The sequence below is a fragment of the Shewanella fidelis ATCC BAA-318 genome, assembly GCF_000518605.1.
In the GTDB taxonomy this organism is placed as follows: domain Bacteria; phylum Pseudomonadota; class Gammaproteobacteria; order Enterobacterales; family Shewanellaceae; genus Shewanella; species Shewanella fidelis.
Genome location: NZ_KI912458.1, coordinates 489906 through 511502, shown reverse-complemented (window position 1 = coordinate 511502; position 21597 = coordinate 489906). Strand labels below are relative to the sequence as shown.

Annotated in this window: 20 protein-coding genes; 9 read left to right on the top strand and 11 right to left on the bottom strand. The window is 43.3% G+C overall.

Features of this window, described 5'->3' with window-relative positions; all coding sequences use genetic code 11:
• Window positions 1-62: 62 nt before the first annotated feature.
• On the bottom strand, window positions 63-2549 hold the full coding sequence (locus L884_RS0115750; RefSeq protein ID WP_028768396.1) for a VolA/Pla-1 family phospholipase: 2487 nt from the start codon (window positions 2547-2549) through the stop codon (window positions 63-65).
• 261 nt (window positions 2550-2810) lie between these two features.
• On the opposite strand from L884_RS0115750, the gene L884_RS0115745 reads away from it, so the two are divergent.
• Window positions 2811-3548, top strand: coding sequence for a YciK family oxidoreductase (locus L884_RS0115745; protein WP_028768395.1), 738 nt, complete (start codon window positions 2811-2813; stop codon window positions 3546-3548).
• A 67-nt stretch (window positions 3549-3615) separates the two neighbouring features.
• On the opposite strand, the gene rluB is transcribed toward L884_RS0115745, so the two are convergent.
• The 5 genes from rluB to rnm form a co-directional block, all read right to left on the bottom strand.
• Complete coding sequence (rluB, locus tag L884_RS0115740) at window positions 3616-4488, bottom strand: 23S rRNA pseudouridine(2605) synthase RluB (RefSeq protein ID WP_028768394.1); 873 nt, start codon at window positions 4486-4488, stop codon at window positions 3616-3618.
• The gene (gene scpB / locus L884_RS0115735; RefSeq protein WP_037411017.1) at window positions 4481-5095 is read right to left on the bottom strand and encodes an SMC-Scp complex subunit ScpB; all 615 of its coding nucleotides are present in this window, start codon (window positions 5093-5095) and stop codon (window positions 4481-4483) included. Before scpB ends, rluB begins: the two co-directional genes overlap by 8 nt.
• Entirely contained in the window at window positions 5079-5867 is a 789-nt protein-coding gene (locus L884_RS0115730) for a segregation and condensation protein A (RefSeq protein ID WP_028768392.1), read from the bottom strand. The genes scpB and L884_RS0115730 overlap by 17 nt, the downstream gene beginning before the upstream one ends.
• A gap of 89 nt (window positions 5868-5956) precedes the next feature.
• On the bottom strand, window positions 5957-6577 hold the full coding sequence (locus L884_RS0115725) for an L-threonylcarbamoyladenylate synthase (protein WP_028768391.1): 621 nt from the start codon (window positions 6575-6577) through the stop codon (window positions 5957-5959).
• Window positions 6574-7446: an RNase RNM gene (gene rnm / locus L884_RS0115720; protein WP_028768390.1), complete on the bottom strand. Its 873-nt coding sequence runs from the start codon at window positions 7444-7446 to the stop codon at window positions 6574-6576. The genes L884_RS0115725 and rnm overlap by 4 nt, the downstream gene beginning before the upstream one ends.
• A gap of 399 nt (window positions 7447-7845) precedes the next feature.
• Between rnm and L884_RS0115715 the strand changes: the two genes are divergently transcribed.
• Entirely contained in the window at window positions 7846-9249 is a 1404-nt protein-coding gene (locus L884_RS0115715) for a multiheme c-type cytochrome (RefSeq protein WP_028768389.1), read from the top strand.
• Between the two features lie 248 nt (window positions 9250-9497).
• On the opposite strand, the gene L884_RS0115710 is transcribed toward L884_RS0115715, so the two are convergent.
• Window positions 9498-9863: a cupin domain-containing protein gene (locus tag L884_RS0115710; RefSeq protein WP_028768388.1), complete on the bottom strand. Its 366-nt coding sequence runs from the start codon at window positions 9861-9863 to the stop codon at window positions 9498-9500.
• Between the two features lie 349 nt (window positions 9864-10212).
• Here L884_RS0115710 and L884_RS0115705 point away from each other — a divergent pair, with 349 nt between their 5' ends.
• Genes L884_RS0115705 through xthA form a run of 3 tightly spaced genes read left to right on the top strand, consistent with a single transcriptional unit; the run spans window position 10213 to window position 11879 of the window.
• Window positions 10213-10758, top strand: coding sequence for a septation protein A (locus L884_RS0115705; RefSeq protein WP_028768387.1), 546 nt, complete (start codon window positions 10213-10215; stop codon window positions 10756-10758).
• Window positions 10758-11057 carry a YciI family protein gene (locus L884_RS0115700; RefSeq protein WP_028768386.1) on the top strand — a complete coding sequence of 100 codons (300 nt, stop codon included), beginning with the start codon at window positions 10758-10760 and terminating at the stop codon, window positions 11055-11057. The genes L884_RS0115705 and L884_RS0115700 overlap by 1 nt, the downstream gene beginning before the upstream one ends.
• Before the next feature lie 15 nt (window positions 11058-11072).
• Window positions 11073-11879 (top strand): exodeoxyribonuclease III, encoded by an 807-nt coding sequence (gene xthA, locus L884_RS0115695; protein ID WP_028768385.1) that lies wholly within the window; start codon window positions 11073-11075, stop codon window positions 11877-11879.
• Between the two features lie 71 nt (window positions 11880-11950).
• On the opposite strand, the gene L884_RS0115690 is transcribed toward xthA, so the two are convergent.
• On the bottom strand, window positions 11951-12442 hold the full coding sequence (locus L884_RS0115690) for a DUF1097 domain-containing protein (RefSeq protein WP_028768384.1): 492 nt from the start codon (window positions 12440-12442) through the stop codon (window positions 11951-11953).
• Between the two features lie 289 nt (window positions 12443-12731).
• On the bottom strand, window positions 12732-13376 hold the full coding sequence (locus L884_RS0115685; protein WP_028768383.1) for an MBL fold metallo-hydrolase: 645 nt from the start codon (window positions 13374-13376) through the stop codon (window positions 12732-12734).
• A 301-nt stretch (window positions 13377-13677) separates the two neighbouring features.
• Here L884_RS0115685 and L884_RS0115680 point away from each other — a divergent pair, with 301 nt between their 5' ends.
• From L884_RS0115680 to L884_RS0115670, 3 genes are all read left to right on the top strand, one after another.
• Window positions 13678-14979, top strand: a complete 1302-nt coding sequence (locus L884_RS0115680) for an alpha/beta fold hydrolase (RefSeq protein WP_028768382.1) — start codon at window positions 13678-13680, stop codon at window positions 14977-14979.
• A gap of 231 nt (window positions 14980-15210) precedes the next feature.
• On the top strand, window positions 15211-15405 hold the full coding sequence (locus L884_RS0115675) for a DUF4250 domain-containing protein (protein WP_028768381.1): 195 nt from the start codon (window positions 15211-15213) through the stop codon (window positions 15403-15405).
• 219 nt (window positions 15406-15624) lie between these two features.
• Window positions 15625-17553 (top strand): B12-binding domain-containing radical SAM protein, encoded by a 1929-nt coding sequence (locus L884_RS0115670; RefSeq protein ID WP_028768380.1) that lies wholly within the window; start codon window positions 15625-15627, stop codon window positions 17551-17553.
• A gap of 276 nt (window positions 17554-17829) precedes the next feature.
• Here the strand turns inward: L884_RS0115670 and L884_RS0115660 are convergent, their stop codons facing one another.
• Entirely contained in the window at window positions 17830-18258 is a 429-nt protein-coding gene (locus tag L884_RS0115660) for a GNAT family N-acetyltransferase (RefSeq protein WP_028768379.1), read from the bottom strand.
• A gap of 189 nt (window positions 18259-18447) precedes the next feature.
• On the opposite strand from L884_RS0115660, the gene L884_RS0115655 reads away from it, so the two are divergent.
• Window positions 18448-19341: a LysR family transcriptional regulator gene (locus tag L884_RS0115655; RefSeq protein ID WP_028768378.1), complete on the top strand. Its 894-nt coding sequence runs from the start codon at window positions 18448-18450 to the stop codon at window positions 19339-19341.
• Between the two features lie 70 nt (window positions 19342-19411).
• Here L884_RS0115655 and L884_RS0115650 read toward each other — a convergent pair whose 3' ends face one another.
• Window positions 19412-21436 carry a DNA topoisomerase III gene (locus L884_RS0115650; protein ID WP_028768377.1) on the bottom strand — a complete coding sequence of 675 codons (2025 nt, stop codon included), beginning with the start codon at window positions 21434-21436 and terminating at the stop codon, window positions 19412-19414.
• Between the last annotated feature and the right edge of the window lie 161 nt (window positions 21437-21597).

Genomic DNA, 21597 nt, shown 5'->3' with positions numbered 1-21597 from the left:
AAAACCCAGCTTTCGCTGGGTCTTTTTTTGTACAAAAACTATCGAAAATAGACGTGTTTTGCCTATGGGCAGCTTTGTAACACTGAGCTATCTTGCACTAAGATAGTTGCAGAGCCTTTACCAGCTGTTAGCGCAAATGCGGCAACCTGTTGCTGCATTTCAACTGTAGCTTGTGCCGCTTTACCGTCTGTTACCCCATCAATTTCATCTGGGCTAACAATTGAGCTGTGGTGACCTTTACTAAAGCGCACAGCCCCTGAGCCAGCTTCTGTAGCTGAAACACACTTAAGGCCAAGGTTGGCAATCAACGGCTCTGTACCTGATAACGGGAAGCCTTCTACTGTATTTGGTAATACTTGGTCAGGCTTGTTGGTAGCATCACCTACAACTTCAATTAAGTGAACTGGTAGTTGAGTGCTAGCAAGCGATACAGCGTGGTTAATTGGATCGGCACTATCAAATGCTGTTTGTACTGCAAATGCAAAGGTTGGGATAAACTCAGCATATACTGCAGCCACAATAGCATTGTACTCATCACTACCAGGCTCAGCACCATTTACGTTGGCTTCATCAACCAAGGCTTGGAAGTCCTCTGTAGCAACAATCGTATCAAACAATACTGGACCAAATGTTGGCGAGCCTGCAAAGGCACCAGCTAAGCCGCCTGCAGGAGCAACCAGTGACGCCGCATTCAAGCCATAAGCATTTGGCAGCTCAGTGCCACTCGCTGGGTCGCGTAGTCCTGTTGCAGCGTAGTTAGCGAATGTTGAACCAACAATACCGCCTAAACTTAAGCCTTGTGCACTAATTTGGCTAATATCGAAAATTTGCTGACCACCTGCTTGGGCAATCCCCATGTATAGACCCGTTAGCGCTGCACGTAGAGCAAGATGATCTACCGTTGCTTGGCGGAAATTATCACGTACGGTTAACGTGCTACCAATATTAACAAAGGCTAGCGGGTTACCGTTTTTAAACGCATCTGGCGTACCAACAACTGCCCCATAACTTGGGTCTGTTGCTGACACTTCGTAGATACCATCGCCGTCAGCATCAAATGAACGCGCGCCGTGCAATGGCATATCAATCGCAATCGTCGCAATACCAGAAGCGGCATAAGTACCAGCATATGCTAGCGCCATCTCTTTACCGCCGCCTAAGCCATGCATAGCGACTGTTGTTGGCCAACCATTAGTTGGTGGCGTAAATGGCAGACCTTGCTGTTGATAAAAACCAGCTAACTTAACCGCGTTTGGTAAGGTAATTTGAATCGCTACCTTCTCATAGCCTTTGATGGCTGGAATTGGGTTAAATTTAGTTAAGTGTTTAGTGGTATCTGCTGGGGTACCGTCATCAAGTAACCATGCCTTACCAGCAAGTAATGCAGGATTAGCAATGCCTGCAGCAGGATCAATACCATAAGCCATTGCTTGGCCTGCGTAATTAGCTTGGCTTAATGTACCTGACTCTAGCGCGAGTAATACCGAAACCGGGCTATCGCCTTGTGCTTTCCAGTGGCCATTAATCAATGGGTTTAGATTAGCGTCCAAACAAGCTGTAGATGAACAATCGCCATAAATTGGAATTTGAATCTCAGCTGCATATACATCAGCTAAATCAGATACCACATAAGCTAAGCCGTCTGCTGGCGTTAGGCCTGCTGCTTGTGCAACTGTCACACCGAGTGGTGTAGGCATTGCTGTTAGCTTAGGTGCGTAAGGGTTACCGTCTGTTGGGTCAACCATCAATAATTTAGTGGTTTCATACACATCTGCTACAGACTGAGTGGTAAATAAGCCTGAATAAGTCACCTCTTCTACGCTTGGGCCACCAGCTGCAGCCATGCCTTTTTCATAGCTGTTTACTAGCGTTTGTAAAAATAACTGATCAGGTGTTTCTAATGGCTTAGTTTCAATATCAAGCTTTAATAAAGTGTAAGTCGCTGATGGCGCAATTGAGCGGCCAGCAGAATCTTGAATAAGTGTCGTGGTCGCGTAGATATAAGACTGACCGGCTTTAAGCGGCTTGAGTGGAATAATCGCCACTTTGTTGCCTGACGCTTGCGAGATATAGTCGACACCAAATTGCAGTTCAGCACCGACTTTACATGCCGACACTGAAGGCGCATCGCTACACTCAGGATCAGATGAAAGCGCTCCACCTACTGTTGCCTCAAATACACGTACCGCACCCGGTTGTGCAACTGACGCGGCGTCAATCGTTAACACAGTGCCATCATTATCGGTTGCAGGTACAACATCAATGGTAATTGGTGATGTCAGTGACCAACCATCTAATGCACCTAAAGCAATTTGCGGATCAACATAATCACCAGACTCTTCTCCCGGAATAGCCAATGTGCCGTCAGTTGTACCATTAAACAATAAGTCATTTGGTAAAGGCAGTTCAGCATTTGCAGGATCAAAGACAAAAACGGACTGTGGCACCAGCGGCTCGGTTTTGTCTACTAACTCGTTATAACTGTCTTCACTACAGGCTGTAAGCCCCAGTGCTGAGGTGATTGCTACGCCCAAAAAGAGTTTTTTCATCTTTTTTCCCCAAATCTTGTTGTAATAGTTTTGTTTTCTCTAAGAAATTGGTCACAATAGTCAACAATGTATACCAATAGGACTTATTGTTAGTCCTTAGCTAAGTTCAAGTTAACGTAAAATTATTGACTTAGCTACATTTTTGTCACAACCAAGTGTGAATTGAACGCATAAAAATTAATCGTTTGTTTAAAACAGCTGTTTAACATATCAGCGATTCTAGAAGTGACGGGCGTTTGAGCTCTGAGGAAGTATTAACTCATGTTGGAATATCAAGCAGCAAAAGATTTACTAAAAAACAAGACTATCTTGGTAACCGGTGCTGGCGACGGCATAGGTAAAGCAGCCGCGATAGCATTTGCGAAACATGGCGCCACGGTGATCTTATTAGGCAAAACAGTAAAAAAACTAGAAGCAGTTTATGACCTAATTGAGCAAGCCGGCTACCCAACACCTGCTATTGTGCCGCTCGACTTGAAAGGTGCTACCGAACAAAATTACCAAGACATGGCCGAAACCATTGACGAACAGTTCGGTAAACTTGATGGCCTACTACACAACGCTAGCTTGCTTGGCGTATTAGGGCCGTTCGAGCACATTACCATGAGCACGGTAAATGATGTACTCCAAGTGAACTTGGTTGCTGAGATCATGCTGACCAAAGCTATGTTACCTATCATGCGTAAGTCTGAAAGCGCATCACTGCTATTTACTTCAAGCAGTGTTGGCCGCCAAGGCCGTGCATACTGGGGCGAGTATGCCATTTCAAAGTTTGCGACTGAAGGCATGATGCAGTCGCTAGCTCACGAATATGAAGGCAGCGTTATTCGCGTTAATAGCATTAACCCAGGCGCGACTCGTACTGGCATGCGTGCTAATGCTTATCCAGCTGAAAACCCACAAACCCTAAAAGCGCCTGAAGAGATTATGGCGACCTATCTGTATTTGATGGGTGACGATTCAAAAGAGGTAAATGGTCAGCAATTAAACGCGCAGTAATGACCAAGTCATAAAAGATAACAAAAAGGCCGCTAAAATAGCGGCCTTTTTATGTTTGTAAGCAAGATTAGCTACGCTGACGCGTTGGCTTAGCCTTACCTGTAGCAACTTTATGCTTATGTACTGCACGCTTGATTTTAGCGCTACGAACTTTAGCACGAGCCACGCTGTGTTTGTCGGTACCAAGTAGTGAACGGGTTTCTTCCGCCATACCTGCCGTTTTACGCAAGTAGTTCACTTCTTCGATTGGTAATTCAATCCAACCACCACGTGGTAGTGACTTTGGTAACTCAATCATACCGTAACGAATACGGATCAAGCGGCTAACCTGTACCTCTTGAGATTCCCATAAACGACGAACTTCACGGTTACGGCCTTCAGCTAAGCTAACATGCCACCATTTATTCATGCCTTCGCCACCAGCAGCTTTGACTTTATCAAAGTGTGCTGGACCGTCTTCCAACGTTACGCCCATGCGTAAACGTTGAATACAAGCATCGGTCACTTCACCAAACGTACGTACAGCGTATTCACGCTCAACTTCGTTTGATGGGTGCATTAAACGGTTTGCTAATTCACCATCAGAGGTAAACAACAATAAACCAGAGGTGTTAATATCTAAACGCCCTACCGCAACCCAACGTGAGTCACGTGTTTTTGGTAAACGGTCAAATACCGTTGGACGTCCTTCAGGATCTTTGCGACTACAAATTTCACCTTCAGGCTTATGGTATGCAATAACACGACATACCACATCTTCTTCAGAACGAATTGAAACGGCACGACCATCAATACGAATTTTTGCGTCAGTTTCAACGCGATCGCCTAGGCTTGCAATTTCGCCGTCAACACTAACTCGACCTGCAGCAATCCATGCCTCCATCTCACGACGGGAGCCATGGCCTGCACGGGCCAAGACTTTCTGCAATTTTTCACTCATTAGTAGACTCTTCTGTTTTTTCGCTGACACTCTTTTCCGTTGAAAACAGTGCAGCTAATGATTCAGCATCAGATAAAGGCGGTAGATCCGCAATACTATCTAAGCCGAAATAAGCTAAAAAATCGGTAGTCGTTGCATAAAGAGCGGGTCTTCCCGGCACTTCTTTATGACCAACCACTTTGATCCAATTTCTATCGTTTAAACTTTTTATTATATGGCTGCTAATTGCCACACCGCGCACAAACTCAATGTCACCACGAGTAACAGGTTGACGATATGCGATGACCGCCAATGTTTCTAAAGTCGCCCGCGAATATTTAGGCGCCTTTTCTTGCCATAACGGTTGTAAAAATGGACTGAGTTCAGCCAATGTCTGAAAACGATAGCCCCCTGCCACTTTTACTAATTGTACACCTCGATTTTCATAATCGAGTTGTAACTCTTCAATACACGCCTTAATTTTTACCCTAGACACATTAAAGTTGGCTAATACCGTTTCTTTTAATGCTTTTACTGTCATAGGTTTAGCTAGCACAAATAAGCTAGCTTCAATTAACTGCTTAAGCTGATCTGGATTTATCTGCGACAACTTAATAGGCCCTAACATGTATCGTTGAAAACGGCTCAGCTTGTACTAGCTCAACCAATAACTCTTTCACTAATTCCATTAACGCCAAAAAGCTCACTACCACACCACTTCGCCCTTCTTCGAAATCGAACAGAGCCTCAAATGGCAAGTAAGTCTCAGCATTGAGCTTAGCTAAGATCTGTGCCATACGTTCACGAGTTGACAACACTTCACGAACAACATGGTGGCTTTCAGTGGCCTCAACACGCTTTAAAACTGATGAAAATGCCCGAGCAATCTCGGTCAGAGAAACCTCTGGTGGAAGTAATTCTGGCTTGATGTTTGCTGCTGGTATCGCTCGAGCTTGAAACAGATCTCGCTCCATTCGCGGCAACTCATCAAGTTTCTCCTGTGCATCTTTAATCACTTCATAGGCTTTAAGCTGACGGATCAACTGTGCCCGTGGATCTTCTTCATCTTCATGCTCAACATCTGGCTTAGGTAGTAACAACCGTGACTTAATCTCAGCCAATGTTGCCGCCATCACTAAGTAATCTGCTGCAAGCTCGACCTTAGCGCCTTGCAGCAAATTGACGTACTCTAAATACTGTTGAGTAATAGAAAAAATCGGTAAATCAACAACATCAAGCTTTTGTTTACGGATTAAATACAGTAAAAGATCCAATGGGCCTTCAAAAGACTCAAGAAAGACTTCCAATGCCTCTGGCGGAATAAAAAGGTCTTTCGGCATCACCTTAAAAGGCTCACCCCGAACCACGGCTAAAGGCAATTTTTGTTGAACGCCCTCCATCCGTAACACCCTCTATTTTCGCAAACGCGCGATTATACCTGTAAATTGCCAGCGATTAAAGCTGACAATGACATCGCAGCGACCAAGATTTATAAGAAAGGTGTTACGTCACCTGCACCTTCACGGATAACTTCAATCGTGTCATCAGATAAATCAACGACAGTCGTTGGCTTTTCACCTAAATAACCGCCATGAATAATAAGATCCACTTGGTGCTCAAGAATATCGCGAATATGCTCAGGATCTGACTCAGTGAATTCTTGCCCCGGCAAAATCAAACTGGTCGACATTAGTGGCTCACCCAAAGCTTCAAGCAAAGCCAGTGCAATGACATTGTCTGGCACACGAATACCTATGGTTTTCTTCTTTGAATTTTGTAGTCGTTTTGGTACTTCTTTCGATGCTTTAAAAATAAACGTGTACGGTCCCGGCGTATTTTGCTTTAACAAACGATAAGCTTGGTTATCGACACGGGCGTAATTCGCTAATTCAGACTGATCACGACACATCAAAGAAAAATTATGATCGTTGTCAATTTGTCTAATGCGAGCAATTTTGCTCATCGCATCTTTGTCACCAATTAAACAACCAAGGGCATAACCTGAATCCGTTGGATAAACAATGACACCACCGCTTTTAATGACATTCACAGCTTGACTAATTAAGCGCGCTTGAGGGTTTTCCTCATGCATATAAAAGAATTGACTCATTGTGCTACCTTCCATTTTTCTGATTGCCAAACCCAATTCACACCTTGGGGTTGGTACATATTTTTTCCGATCTCAATCCAGCTACCTGGAAAATGAAAATCACTACCCAACGAACACGTTAGGTCATTATTAATACTGAGCGAGATCAGGTTATTACGGTCATCGATGGTTTGCTGACCCAACACCACCTCCATGGCATCGCCGCCGGCCTCTTTAAATTCGCGAACCAAACGCTTAAGCCATTTAGCGGAGAGTTTATAGCCACTGGGGTGCGCTAACACTGCAACACCACCAGCTTGATGCACAACGGCTATTGCACTAGCCATATCTCCCCAATTATTAGGTACATAACCGGTTTTGCAGCGCGCCAAATACTTTTTAAAGACATTGGCTGTGGTAGTGGCATAACCTTTTTCAGCAAGCCAGCGTGCGTAGTGACCACGACTGATCGCCGCATTGCCAGCGTAGGCTTTAGCGCCTTCATACGCACCTTCAATGCCAGCTTTGGCTAAACGCTCACCAATCTCTTTTGCTCGACTTGATCGTAACTCACGTTGGTTAACTAAAAATGCGGCTAACTCGACATTATCGATATCAATATTGAGCGCAACGATATGAATATCAAAATTATTCCAGCGGGTAGAAATCTCAACCCCGTTAATCAGCTCTAAAGGAGTGTCATGCTGTTGATTAAACTGATGCGCCTCTTTTAAACCGTCAATGGTGTCATGATCGGTTATAGCAAACATCTGCACGCCTTTGGATATCGCACGCTCTACGAGTTCTGAAGGGGACAGTTGACCATCTGATGCAGTGGTATGGCTGTGTAAGTCAACCAAGCTTACATCTGTATTATTTTCATCTTTCATGGGCGTATGATACTTGAGTTTAGCCTGTAAAGGTGATTTTAATCCGCTTTTTAATTATTAAATCTAAATTTGGCTTGCGAGGATAGAAAACAGCCGATGAGTTAACCGCTATTGATTAAACCTAAACCATTAATAAATATGCTTTTAATTTACATCTTCAACCTCTCCTACCAAGAATTCACCTTGTCGGGTAGTCAATTGCGCACATTTATTCAATTTCATGACTAAGCTCAATAAATTTAAGCTAATTCAACAACTTTATGTGCTCTAGCTTGCAGACCTATTGCGCCGATTTGATTACCATGCTCGCGCCTGACTAGGCTGACATCTGCCAATCTAAATCAATGACTTAGATTGCGCTTCACCTAATTTAGTTAGTTATTGGATAAGAACAACCAAATGAAAAAAACATACCTAGCGTTAGCGCTGTTATGCGCTATGCCTATGCTAGCTCACGCCGAAAAACAGATGGATTTTGCACCGTCATACCTAAGTGTTGAAGGTGATAAAAAACCAGAACTAAAACAATGGCGCGACTCCAACACCTGTAAAGGTTGTCACCCTCGCCAATGGAACGGCTGGCAAGGATCAATGCATTCAATCGCCTTTATCGACCCTGTGTTTCAAGCTGAGTGGGCTATGGGAGAAAAAGAGACCAATGGTGCAGCGAAAAACCTTTGTGGCGGCTGCCACACGGTACTAGGTACTGTTACACAAACGGTTGAATTTAAATCAGAGTCTGGCAAGTTTGGCGGATTTACAACTCAAGCCATTGCTAACCAAGGTGTCTCATGTGAAGTGTGCCATAGTGTAGTAGACACAAATATGCAGCATACGGCTATGGGTGAGCACGGTAATGCTTCATTAGAAATTGCCAACGACAAAGTGAAACGCGGCCCATTTGATGACGCTAAACCTCGTGGCCATAAAGCAGAGTATTCAGAGCTACACACTAAATCAGAGTTCTGTGCCAACTGTCATAACGTATTTAACCCAGTGCATGATAATTTTGCCCTAGAGCACACCTATGACGAGTGGAAAAAGTCTGACTACGCTAAAGCAGATATTCAGTGTCAAGACTGCCACATGGTGCCAGTTGAAACTGCAATGCGTGTTGCTGATGAAATGCTACCAGCGAAAAAGCTTGCAGATCACCGCTTAGGTGGCAAAGCAGCTCGTGGCGGCCCAGTACGTTCTTTAGTGCATGATCATGGCTTTGTTGGCGGAAACGCCGTTATCGCGCCACTGCTAGGTGTTAAAAACGGCCAAGCACATGCAGACGAAGCAGTTAAACGTTTGAAATCAGCTGCTGCACTTGAGGCAACAGTGACAGGCTCTGCCAGCGCGCCAGTACTTGAAGTAACGGTATTTAACCGCCGCGCAGGTCATGACTTACCAACTAGCTTGACCTTCATTCGCCAAATCTGGTTAGAAGTGATTGTTCGTGATAACAATGGCAACGAGCTATTACGTTCAGGTACATTAACCGCTGATAACGCACTACCTGCAGGCACAGTTGTATTCCAAGATACAGCGGTTGACGTACACGGTAAGTCTGAGCATAAGCCATGGAAAGTGGCGAGCTTCTCGGTAGAAAACACCATCCCAGCAAAAGGCTCTAAAACGGTTAAGTATCCATTTACTCTACCTGCTGGCGTAACGGATTACAGTGTGGAAACTAAACTTCATTACCGCTCTTTCGATCAAAGCGTTGCTGATCTGCTGCTTGAAGATAAAGTGATTGTGCCTTCGGTTGAAATGGCAAACTTAAGCCAAAACTACCAAGGCTTAAAGGCACTGTAATTTTGGCTTAAATTCAGGGGCTTTTACTTGAAATGAGTACAAGCTAGTTAGTATTAAATTATTAACGTCTAGCTGGTTTTACTTAACCAGTTTAGGCCCCTAGCGAAGCGAGTATTACATTATTAGCTGTCATTGTTGATTAGGCCTGACAGCTAACATCACTGCCTTTGCAATAGCAACTCCAGATAGCTTCTTAGCTAATAACGCCCTAGTAAACCTAATACTGCTGTGTTTTTTCAGTCCACAGGTTAGATCCAAGCTTGGTCAACAGTATCCACTGTTAATTCGCTGACAACACTTCCAGTATGTGCCGTTGATTTAGGTTCTACCATTAAGAAATGCGTCTCTTCGGTCGCTTTGGGACAATGTTCAACCCCTTTAGGCACAACATACATTTCTCCAGGATTAAGCACTATTTCCGTCTCTCTCATCTGCAGTATTAATTGCCCCTTAAATACCAAGAACAATTCATCTTCATTATCATGTTTATGCCAAACTAACTCGCCATGACCTTTAGCTATTTTTACAAGCTGTTCATTTGATTCTGCTATAACTTTTGGAGACCATAACTCAGAAAACAAACTAAACTTCTGTTCAATGTTGATTTTATTCACTGTATTTCCTCCATTGATTTAATACCCTTGATAACCTACACCGAATCAAATCTGCTTAAAACTTAAACAACCCATTGGTTTCAAATCTTAATGTCACGTAATAATGACAATACAAAAATAAGGGATATGCATTTGAAGTACTCCTACAACTTCTTCATTAAAAGTCACCCCGAAATTAGCTTAGTGTCGGTGTAAAAAATTCACCCAACACGATCTATTCTTTAACGCTTTATCAGAATTGATAACGCTTGCGCATAACCTCTAGTGAACAATGGGCTTGCACTTTTTCCCTATAAGCTTGCGTGCTACACTCGGTCGCACTTTTGATTTAAAAACTGAATAGTCTCCTATGAAACAGTTGCTCGATTTTCTGCCTCTTATCATTTTCTTCGCCGTCTATAAGTTTTTCGATATCTATATTGCCAGCGGCGCATTAATCGCAGCCACCGCATTGCAACTTGTTATCAGCTATATGCTGTATAAAAAAATTGAAAAAATGCACCTAATCACTTTTATCATGGTGGCAGTATTTGGCACATTAACCCTTGTGCTTCACGATGATTCATTTATTAAGTGGAAAGTAACCATAGTGTATGCCCTATTTGCTATCGCACTCGGGGTAAGCCAAATGATGAATAAGCCGATTTTAAAAAACATGTTAGGCAAAGACTTAGTTGTTGCTGATAAAATATGGGCACGTGTCACCTGGTACTGGGTAAGCTTTTTTGTTGTCTGCGGCCTAGTGAACATCTATGTGGCATTTAGCTTATCGCAACAAACTTGGGTCAATTTTAAAGTATTCGGCCTAACAGCCCTCACCCTGATTAATACAGTGCTCACTGTTGTGTATTTATTTAAGAATATGTCTGAAGAAGATCGTAAGGAACTCAAATAATGTGGTATATGATTTCATCGCAAGATGTTGAAAATAGCTTGGAAAAACGCCTATCTGTTCGTGCTGACCATTTAGCACGCCTACAGCTTTTAGCGGATGAAGGCCGTCTACTCATCGCTGGCCCTCACCCTGCAATTGATAGTGAAAACCCAGGAGAAGCTGGTTTCACAGGCTCACTCGTTGTTGCCGACTTTGCGTCGTTAGAAGATGCACAATGCTGGGCAGATGCAGACCCTTATATCGCGGCTGGCGTATATGAAAGCGTGATCGTAAAACCTTATAAACTGGTTTTACCTTAATAGAAGGATCGTTTAATGAAAATTGTTTCATTCAATATCAATGGATTAAGAGCAAGGCTACACCAACTACAAGCACTAATTGACAGCCATCAACCTGATATTATTGGTTTACAAGAAACTAAAGTACATGATGAAGCTTTTCCTGTTGCTGATGTTGAAGCCATGGGCTACAAAGTACATTACCACGGTGGTAAAGCCCATTATGGTGTGGCAATGCTGTCAAAACTTGAGCCTGTTAAGCTGCAAAAAGGCTTCCCAACGGATGAAGAAGATGCGCAGCGCCGTATGATTATGGGCACCTTTACCCAAGACAATGGCCGCCCACTGACTGTACTGAATGGTTACTTCCCTCAAGGCGATAACATCAGTCACGAAACTAAGTATCCTGCAAAACGTAAGTTCTACAAAGATCTGATGCTGTACTTAAACGAGTACCATAGCGCTGATGAAGATATCGCTATCATAGGTGACATCAACATCTCTCCTATCGATCTGGATATCGGCATTGGTGAGCCTAACGCCAAGCGCTGGCTAAAAACCGGTAAATGTAGTTTCCAACCAGAAGAGCGTGAGTGGCTAAAAACCTTAATGGATTGGGGGCTAGTCGACACATTCCGTGAGCTACACCCTACTCGCACAGATCGTTATTCGTGGTTTGATTACCGCAGTAAAGGCTTTGATGACAATCGCGGTCTGCGTATCGACGTGGTACTAGCAACTCAATCTTTAGCAAAGCGTTTAGTTGAGTCTGATGTTGACTACGATCTTCGTGGCATTGAAAAACCTTCAGATCACGCGCCCATTTGGAGCAGCTTTAGCTAATCTTAGGTACCACAAAAAATGCCAGCAATCATTGCTGGCATTTTTTTAATTATTTATCTAATCATATACAACTAACTATTATCAGCAGCTTGCTCGGTCACAGCACCTTGAAACTTATTAGTTAAATTGATCAGTTGCCCTGTTAATAGACTCATACTGTACCCCAGCACTGCGCCAATCAATAAAGGCGGAATAATCGCAGCAATGTCAGCTGCCATCGCAAAGGTGATACAACAGCCAATGAACGCACCGGGAATAAATGCCAGCTTCTGGTAGCTTGCTTGCAAACACATGGCAGAGGTCGCAATAGCGGTAAAGATATAGCCAAACATTGGCGACACAAAGAAACTACTACCTGAGATAATCAACCAGCCCCAAAAAACACCCGATAAATTGGTACTCATAGCCATCAACATGCCTTTTAAGCCGGAATGGGTTTGCGCAAAAAACGTGCTACAACTTAAAAAACCGATCCAAGTTACTAATTGAAATGCATCGGCTACACCAGCCCAAACACCAGCAAGTAATCCTGCTGATATTGCAATTTGCCAACGATGTTCCATAGCTCACCTCTTTTACATAGCGCTCAACCCACTGACTACTCGGTAACGAATTTGACAGCGAGTTAAATTGAGGCCAGCTAAACTACCTTTTTTATCAGTAAAAAAACACGATCTAGAACCAAATACTGCATTTAAATGGCGATTAATCGCACAAAAAGCACTATTTTGTAGTAAAAATACCTACAAGTAGTTACTTTGTAATTTCAAAAGCGGCTAGTTAGGTAACAAAAAAGCGCCATAAAGGCGCTTTCTCAATATGACTGCTCTGGTATTAAACTACTCTCGTTAACTATCCAAAAAGTTGATCGGCAACAAACGGGTTCTGCATCCGTTCGTCACCAAAAGTAGATAATGGTCCATGGCCTGGAATAAATTGAACATCTTTACCCAATGGCCATAGTTTTTGGGTTATTGACTCAATTAAATCTTGATGATTTGACAATGGAAAGTCTGTGCGGCCAATTGAGCCTCTAAATAGCACGTCACCTACCCATGCAGTTTTACTCGATTCAGCAAAAAAGACGACATGGCCGGGAGTGTGGCCGGGGCAATGTAAAACCTTTAATACTTGTTCACCAACAGTTACCTCATCGCCCTCTTCTAAATACTGAGTTGGCGCAAAAGCATCACAATGCACAAAACCAAAATGCTGACTCTGCTTCGGTAAACTCTCTAGCCAGTAGTCATCAGCTTTATGTGGACCAACAATAGGAACATTTAGTTGCGCTGCAAGTGCTGCGGCACCGCCCACGTGATCTATGTGGCCATGAGTTAGCAATACCTTTTCGACCACCACATTGTTTTTAGCGACTTCTTCCAAAATACGTTCAATGTTGCCACCGGGATCGACAACAGCCGCTTTCATGGTTTGCGAACACCAAATTAAACTACAATTTTGCTGAAATGGGGTGACGGGTATTAGCTGATACTTCATCGATAAACACCTAAGGCTACTTTTTGCTGTGAATGGCTAAAGAGTACGTTATGTTGGCCAATTCCACTATCTATTATTGGGATAATTTGTCCTATCGCTCACAAAAACTGCATTATATTTTTTACTATTAGGTCTTCAGTTCGTGGCATTTTGTTTCCATACACACAATCTTCATAAAACCATCATCTTTTGGTATACAATCAACGCAGCTTACCCATTATCTTGATGAATTTTTGGGTGGTTATCCATTAGACTTTCATCGATTAGAACATTATTCGAGCATAATTATAAGGTCATGACCATGAACTCAACTTGTTTAGCTGAGCTTACTTTCGCAGGTATAGTTGCCCGTAAACACTATTTCGATCTGCCTTTAAACTATGAGCAGCCTGATGGCGAAAAAATCACCATATTTGCGCGTGAGCTATCAAGCCCTGATACCCTAGATAAAGACTTACCTTTTATTGTATTTTTCCAAGGTGGCCCAGGTTTCGGTGCAGTGCGGCCTGCCGCCAATGGGGGTTGGATAAAACGTGCTCTGCAAGAATACCGAGTATTATTGCTCGACCAACGCGGTACCGGGCTGTCAACACCAGTGAATTTTGCCAGCTTGTCGCACCTGACAAGTGATGAGCAGACTCAATATTTGAGCCATTTTCGCGCCGACAATATTATTCGTGACGCCGAAGCCATTCGCCAGCAACTCACCCATGGCCAAAAATGGACAATTCTAGGGCAAAGTTTTGGCGGCTTTTGTGTATTAAAATACTTAAATGATGCACCCGAGGGACTAGCTGAAGCCTATATTACTGGTGGTATACCGTCATTAACTCGCCACGCAGATGAGGTCTACCAAGCGACTTACAAGCGAGTTTTAGCTAAAAACCAACACTTTTTCAATCGCTTTAGCGATGCACAAGACTTACTTACCTCTCTTGCGGAGCATATCGAGAATCACCCTGTTCAATTAGCAACTGGCGAGCGCTTAACGGTTGAAATGTTGCAATTGCTGGGGATCAATATCGGCATGGAACAAGGCCCTGAGAGTGTCTATTACCTGATTGAACAAGCATTAATAGAAACACCTTCTGGCACCCAAGTTAACCCACTATTTTTGGCGCACTTCTGCCATCTACTGGACTTTAATACCAACCCAATTTTTGCGTTACTGCATGAATCAATTTACTGCCAAAATAGCGCATCAAACTGGGCAGCCCATAGAGTGAGAGAGACTTATCCTGAGTTTAACTACCAAGCTGGCAAGCCATTCCTATTCACCGGTGAAATGGTGTACCCATGGATGTTTGAGCAGTTTACTAACTTAAAGCCACTTAAGCAGACTGCGGAGCAACTTGCACACAAGCAAGACTGGCCGATGCTTTATGATGTCAACAAACTAGCACAAAATCAGGTGCCTGTTTGCGCTGCAATTTACAGCGAAGATATGTTTGTAGAAATGCAATATAGCTTAGAAACCGCTGCACAAGTAGGCAGTCTAAAATACTGGCTTACATCGGAGTATGAACACAATGGTATTCGTATGGATGGCGAACATATTTTGGATAGATTAATTGCAATTAATCGTGGGGAAAAGCTGCGTTAATTAATAAAGGCTTAAGCTTAATAGGACATTATGTAATCTGTTCCTCACCTGTATCACTTTAGCAAGTCTTAACCAAGACTTGCTTTTTTTTACGCCGATAAAAACGCGACCTTTCCCTCTTGCTAATCAATCGTAAGCCGTGCTTATGACTGGCGATTTCGTCATACAGCGCACATACTTTAGCTATATTCACTAACGTCATGCTAATCAAAGCGACATTATGGAGGCTTTATGCATATTGATAATCTCAGTTCACTGCCTGTAGAGATCTTGCTTGGTATTGCCAATGAGCAGTTACGTCTAAATTGCAAAGATAAAGCCGCGTTATTTTATGATCTCGACATTAATAGTGAGCTGCTAGAGCAAAAACTTGCCGCCGGTGGCTATGAATATGATCCCACCAGCAACCAATATAAAATTCGCTGACACAAACAAATGGCCTATCCCAAGTTATACCATCGCTCCACAAGCAATACTCATCGCTCTTGCCTAGGCGACAATTTTACTCGCCGCTAATTTTCGGGTTTTTATCACTGACATTTGCTAGAATCCGGGCTAATTTTCTGCGGCCATAACTGATTGCCGCTCTCAGTGCTTGAAAATGACTTGCAACTGAGTCTCAAGGTTTACTTATTAAGGCAGGCTATGACCGTTCTTTTGATGACTCCACCTATGACCCAGCTGAATACGCCCTATCCGGCAACAGCGTATTTAACGGGCTTTTTACGCGCTCGCGGCTATGAGGCGGTGCAACGTGATCCTGCAATAGAACTGTTTTTAGAGATGATGACAGCGCCAGCGCTAGAGATTATTCGTCAACATGTAGAACATAATTTTGAGCATTTTGAAGATGATGAACTCCCTGATGCCATTTTTAACTTTCTAGCCGAATTTGACCGCTATCAACTAACAGTCGAACCTGCGATTCGCTTTTTACAAGGCAAGGATCCTAGTCTTGCGATGCGTATTAATTCGCGACGCTTTTTGCCTGAAGGGCCTGCATTTGATGCCATCGCCCAAATGGAAGCCGTATCTGGTGATGTATTGCAAGCTGCCTTTGGCAATCTTGGCGTGCAAGATAAAGCTAAGTATTTGGCAACCTTGTTTATTAATGATCTATCAACTGTTATCACGCAAGGTGTTGACCCCTATTTTGAAGTCAGTCGTTACGGCGAACAGTTAGCAGCCGCCAACCCTAGCTTTGATAACCTCTACGACACGCTGATGGATGAGCCAAGTTTTAGCTCAGAAATTTTAGAGCAACTGGTTGAGCAGTACCTTGAAGAAACTCAACCAAGTGTGGTGGCGTTAACTGTGCCTTTCCCCGGCAATATGCTTGGCGCACTTAGGATTGCACAAACCTGCAAAGCGATTAATCCAGAACTGCCTATTGTTATGGGCGGCGGATTTATTAATACCGAGCTACGTGCATTAAAAGATCCACGTGTATTTGAGTTTGTCGATTTCATTTGTCTAGACGATGGTGAGCGACCACTGCTGACCTTGTTGGAGTATTTTCAAGGTCAACGTGAAGTAGACGATTTAGTCAGAACCTACTTTCTTGCAGAAGATGAAAGTGGTAACGCCTACGTACATTTTAATGAAAATGCTGAGCTTCACGATATTCCGCAAGCTGATGTCGGTGCGCCTATCTATGATGGCCTACCACTAGACGAATACTTGTCATTGTGTGAAATGCTCAACCCTATGCATCGTATTTGGAGCGATGGCCGCTGGAATAAACTCACCATTGCCCACGGCTGTTACTGGCGCAAGTGCAGCTTTTGCGATGTGAGTCTCGACTATATCGATCGTTTTGATTCTGCTAGTGCCGATGTACTGGTAGATAGAATTGAACAACTTATCGAAGAAACTGGCGAAACAGGCTTTCATTTTGTGGATGAAGCCCTACCGCCAAAGCTACTGTTTACCATGGCGAAACGGCTTATCGAACGTGGCGTGGTCATTAGTTGGTGGGGCAATATTCGCTTTGAGCGAACATTCAGTAAAGCCCGCTGTCAATTATTAGCAGATTCAGGCTGTATTGCCGTCAGTGGCGGCCTTGAAGTTGCCTCAGACCGCTTACTTAAACTGATGAAAAAAGGCGTCAGTGTCGAGCGTGTAGCGCAAGTGACCAAAGCCTTTAGTGATGCAGGTATTTTGGTACATGCTTACTTAATGTATGGCTTCCCTACACAAACCGAGCAAGAAACGGTGGACTCACTCGAGATGGTGCGTCAAATGATGCAGCAAGGTTGCTTCCAATCCGCTTACTGGCATCGCTTTGTTGCAACGGTGCACAGTCCTATAGGAATCAACCCTGAGCAGTTCGGCATCACCCTTGAAGAGCAACCAGAGATCTTATTTGCTGAAAACGACGTTAACTTTATTGATCCAACAGGTACAGATCATGAAATGCTCGGTGAAGGTCTGCGTAAAGCCATTTATAACTATATGCATGGTATTGGTTTTGACCAGCCGATGAGCTTTTGGTTTAACCAAAATGTGACACCCACAAAGATGAAAAAAGATCTGATTTCAAGAGCCATTACTAACTTACTTGAAACCGACTAACTGATTAGCTAAGTCCTGCTGTAATGAAAATTTACAAGCCACTGTTTACAGTGGCTTGTTTATTATTAATTAGCTTAAACACTAGATATATCATTACAATAGCAATGACTATTCCCATCCACCGCAATTAAATAACTCAATAGTGGCGAATAACTCGCAGCAAAGCTAAAAGCAACGCTAGATAGGCCCACCGCCAACAAGCCTAATACCATAGCTGGAACATATTTCATCTCAAATCCTTTGCTTAGTCAAAATGATACAGAGCCGAATGCAGACTCAAACCTTAATATATTTGCGTAAGCCTAAGCGGCTATGTCCAGCTGGAAAATTATCAAAACGAGTAAACTCCTCAAAGCCTAAACGCTGATAAAACTCAGGCGCTTGCCAGCTTTGAGTCCACAGCCATAAACCGGACAGTTTTTCGCTCACCGCGTATAGCTCTGCTTGCTGCATCAGCTGCCTTCCCATACCGCTGCCACGGCAACGGTCAACAACCCAAAGCTCATCAATATATAACCACTGCCAAAGCAGCTCAGCAGTTAAGGCAGCAACAAGGTTGCCATGCTCATCTTGCACAGTCCAATTGAGTCGCTGCTGCTCATACGCAGGTGCCAATTGTTGCTGACTATGAGATTCAAACCCAGCGCTTAGCTGTGCTTGTAATTGTGGGGCTAATTGGCCGCTGCTAAATTCAATATTCATCATTTTAATCTCTAAAATCAACCCGCTAAATCTACACCATAAATAGATCAACTTGTCACTATTATCGTCTATTTGTAGGGTTAAACTTATCAATACTTCTCATTTCAATAATGGTAAATTATTATTTAACTTATCAGCTTAATTCAATTCTTGTGCATCTTAGTAAATCTCAGATCACAGTAAGGCCGTAACATGCTTAACCCTACTTGGCTCAATACCTTTAAAACACTGATCGAAGTTGGACATTTCACCCAAACAGCTGAAAAATTGTACATGACTCAGCCCGGTGTTAGTCAGCAAATAAAGAAGTTAGAGCAAGCTTGTGGTCATCCGCTGATCAAACGTATCAACAAGCAATTTGAAATCACCGAGCAAGGGAGACAAGTTTATCAATATGCCTTGGATATCGCCCAACATGAAGCCAAGCTATTAGAAAGTTTAGGCTTTGATGATCCCTATTCAGGACAATGCCGTTTAGCATGCTCAGGTTCTTTGGCTTTATTGTATTACCCAGAGTTTCTCAAGCTACAGCAGCAACACCCTAATCTATCGATTCACTTAGAAGCTGCGCCCAATAGTAAAGTGCTAAAAGATATAACCGAAGCAAGCATTGACCTAGGTATTGTTACTCATAAACCTAATGCCTGTGAGTTTAATACTGAACAATTGGGCTGTGAGTATCTATGCCTTATTCTGCCAAAGCGCTTTGAAGGCCAAACCATTACTGCACAGACATTGATGGAGTGCGGCGTTGTAAAACACCCAGATTCAGCTCATTACTTATCACTCTACTTTGACCAATGTGGCGTAGCCGAATTAGCCGAGATCAATATCGACAAATTACCCACCGCAAGTTATGTCAATCAGCTCAGCCAAATTCTATTACCGGTATCCCAAGGCATTGGCTTTACCGTACTGCCAAAAAGCGCTTTCGACAGCTTTATTCACAAGCAAGCGCTCACTTTACATCAAGCGCCACAAAAAGTGACTGAGCAACTCTATTTGGTCAATAAGCGTAACCGTCAGCTACCTGCGCGCTATCAAACCTTGCTAACAGTACTAAAGGCCAACGTATCACCACTCTAAACGGGCAATGTTCATCAGCAATAACGAAATCCCTTTTGCCCGTCTAAGTTAATAAATATGGTTTCGGCAATTAAGATGATGTCCGCTTGCTTGCGGTGGCCTTTCTTGAACGAGGTTTACTAGCGCTAGTTTTAGCTGCAGCAGATTGACTTTTAGCAGCCCCTTTTTTGGCGCTGAAGCGGCGCTTTTTAAATCCTGCATCGGGTGACTTAACCCCTTGCAACGATGTTGGCAACTGCGCGCCGGCTTGTTCAATTAAAGCGTGGATTGAACTAATCAATGGCTGCATAAAGTTTTGATACTTTGCCTCTTTTCGGCTAATAGCATCAAGGTTATTCTCCCACAATGCCGTCATATCTGGTGTGGTCGCACTTTGCGGTAAACTATTGATCAAGCCTTTGCCCACGTCAGTCGCCAAGATTGACTTACCTTGACGACTTAAATAACTACGCTTAAACAATAATTCAATGATGCCTGCCCGGGTCGCCTCTGTACCTAATCCATCCGTATCTTTGAGGATTTTTCTTATCTCGGGGTCGGTCACATAACGGCTAATCCCCGTCATCGCACTTAACAGTGTCGCGTCTGTAAAGTGTTTTGGTGGTTGGGTTTGCTTTTCGACTAATTCGCCACGCTCACAAAGCAGCACTTGCCCCTTTTTAAGTGGTGGAATATTAGCTAGATGCTCGTCATCATCGTTTTTGCCATCATTGCTATTTGTTTTCTCTTTACTCTGCTTTAATAGCTGCTTCCAACCTAAAGCAACTTCTTGTTTTGCTTTAGTTTTAAATAAGCCACCTGCGATAATGATCTCCACTTGAGTCTCTTTATATAGATACGCAGGATAAAACTGCATCAAGTATTGCCGAGCAATTTGCAGATAAAGCTGTTTTTCTGCCTGAGTCAGACTCGCTAAATTAGCTGTTTTTTCAGTTGGTACAATGGCATGGTGCGCATCCACTTTTTTATCATTCCATGCTTTAGATTTAAGCTTGGTATTTGGTTCATCGCAGCCCGCTATTAACTCGCTTGCCCCACTGATAACCGCACGTACAACACTTGGGGCTAAGCTATGTTGCTCAACCGGTAAATAACGACTATCTGAGCGGGGATAAGTGATCAGTTTATGTTTTTCATACAATGACTGACAGGTATCGAGTACCGCTTTTGCGCTCATTCCAAAACGCTTAGCTGCATCAATCTGCAGCGCAGACAAGCTATAGGGTAACGGCGCATTCTGCTTTTTATCTTGGGCAGTGACCTTAGTAACAGTGCCATTTTGACCACTAATTCGTCCAACCACATTTTGTGCTAGCCCCTTGGCTAGCACTCTACCCTCTTCATCCATATAAGGCTGGCAAGCTTCACTTGGTTGCCATTTTGCACTAAAGCGTTGCTGCTCATCAGTGACTAAATGTGCCAACACCTCATAAAAAGGTTTAGACACAAAGTCGGCTATTTCAGCGTCTCGACGCACGACTAGTCCAAGTACAGGGGTTTGCACTCGGCCTACTGATAATACGCCTTGATAGCCGACTTTACGCCCTTGGATGGTATAGGCTCGGGTCATATTCATGCCATATAACCAGTCGGCACGAGAGCGTGCCAACGCTGAGGTAGATAGCGGTACAAACTCTTTATTTAAGCGTAATTGACCTAGCGCTCTTTTTACTGCTTGTGGATTTAAATCACTAATAAGTAATCGCTGAGCATTCTGCAATTTAGCGCCTTTAACGCCTAAATGAGCAATGATTTCATCAACTAACAGCTGGCCTTCTCTATCTGGGTCGCCCGCATTTACCAACTGGCTTGCTTCTTTAACTAAGCCTCTTAGCACTGCTATTTGACCGCGCATCTTATATTTAGGCTTCATCTTCCAAGCATCGGGTACAATTGGTAGATGCTCAAATTTCCATGACTTGTACTCAGGTGAATAGGCATCCGGCTCAGCTTGTTCAAGTAAATGCCCGACACACCAAGACACACAGTCGCCATTCGCTGCACGAATAAAACCATCCCCCTTCTGCAGTGGTTTTGGCAGCACATCGGCTATCGCCCTACCCAGGCTTGGTTTTTCAGCAATATATAAGATCATTAATAATAAAAAAAGATTACTGTATAAATTAACAGTAACTCTACCCTGAAGTCGCTAAGGGTGCAAACAAAAGCAAACTGTTACAGTAAATTTGCTGAGCAATCGCTGCAGCTTGTTCAAACAATGTAAATTTTATTGAGAATGATTATCAATTAAAGTTT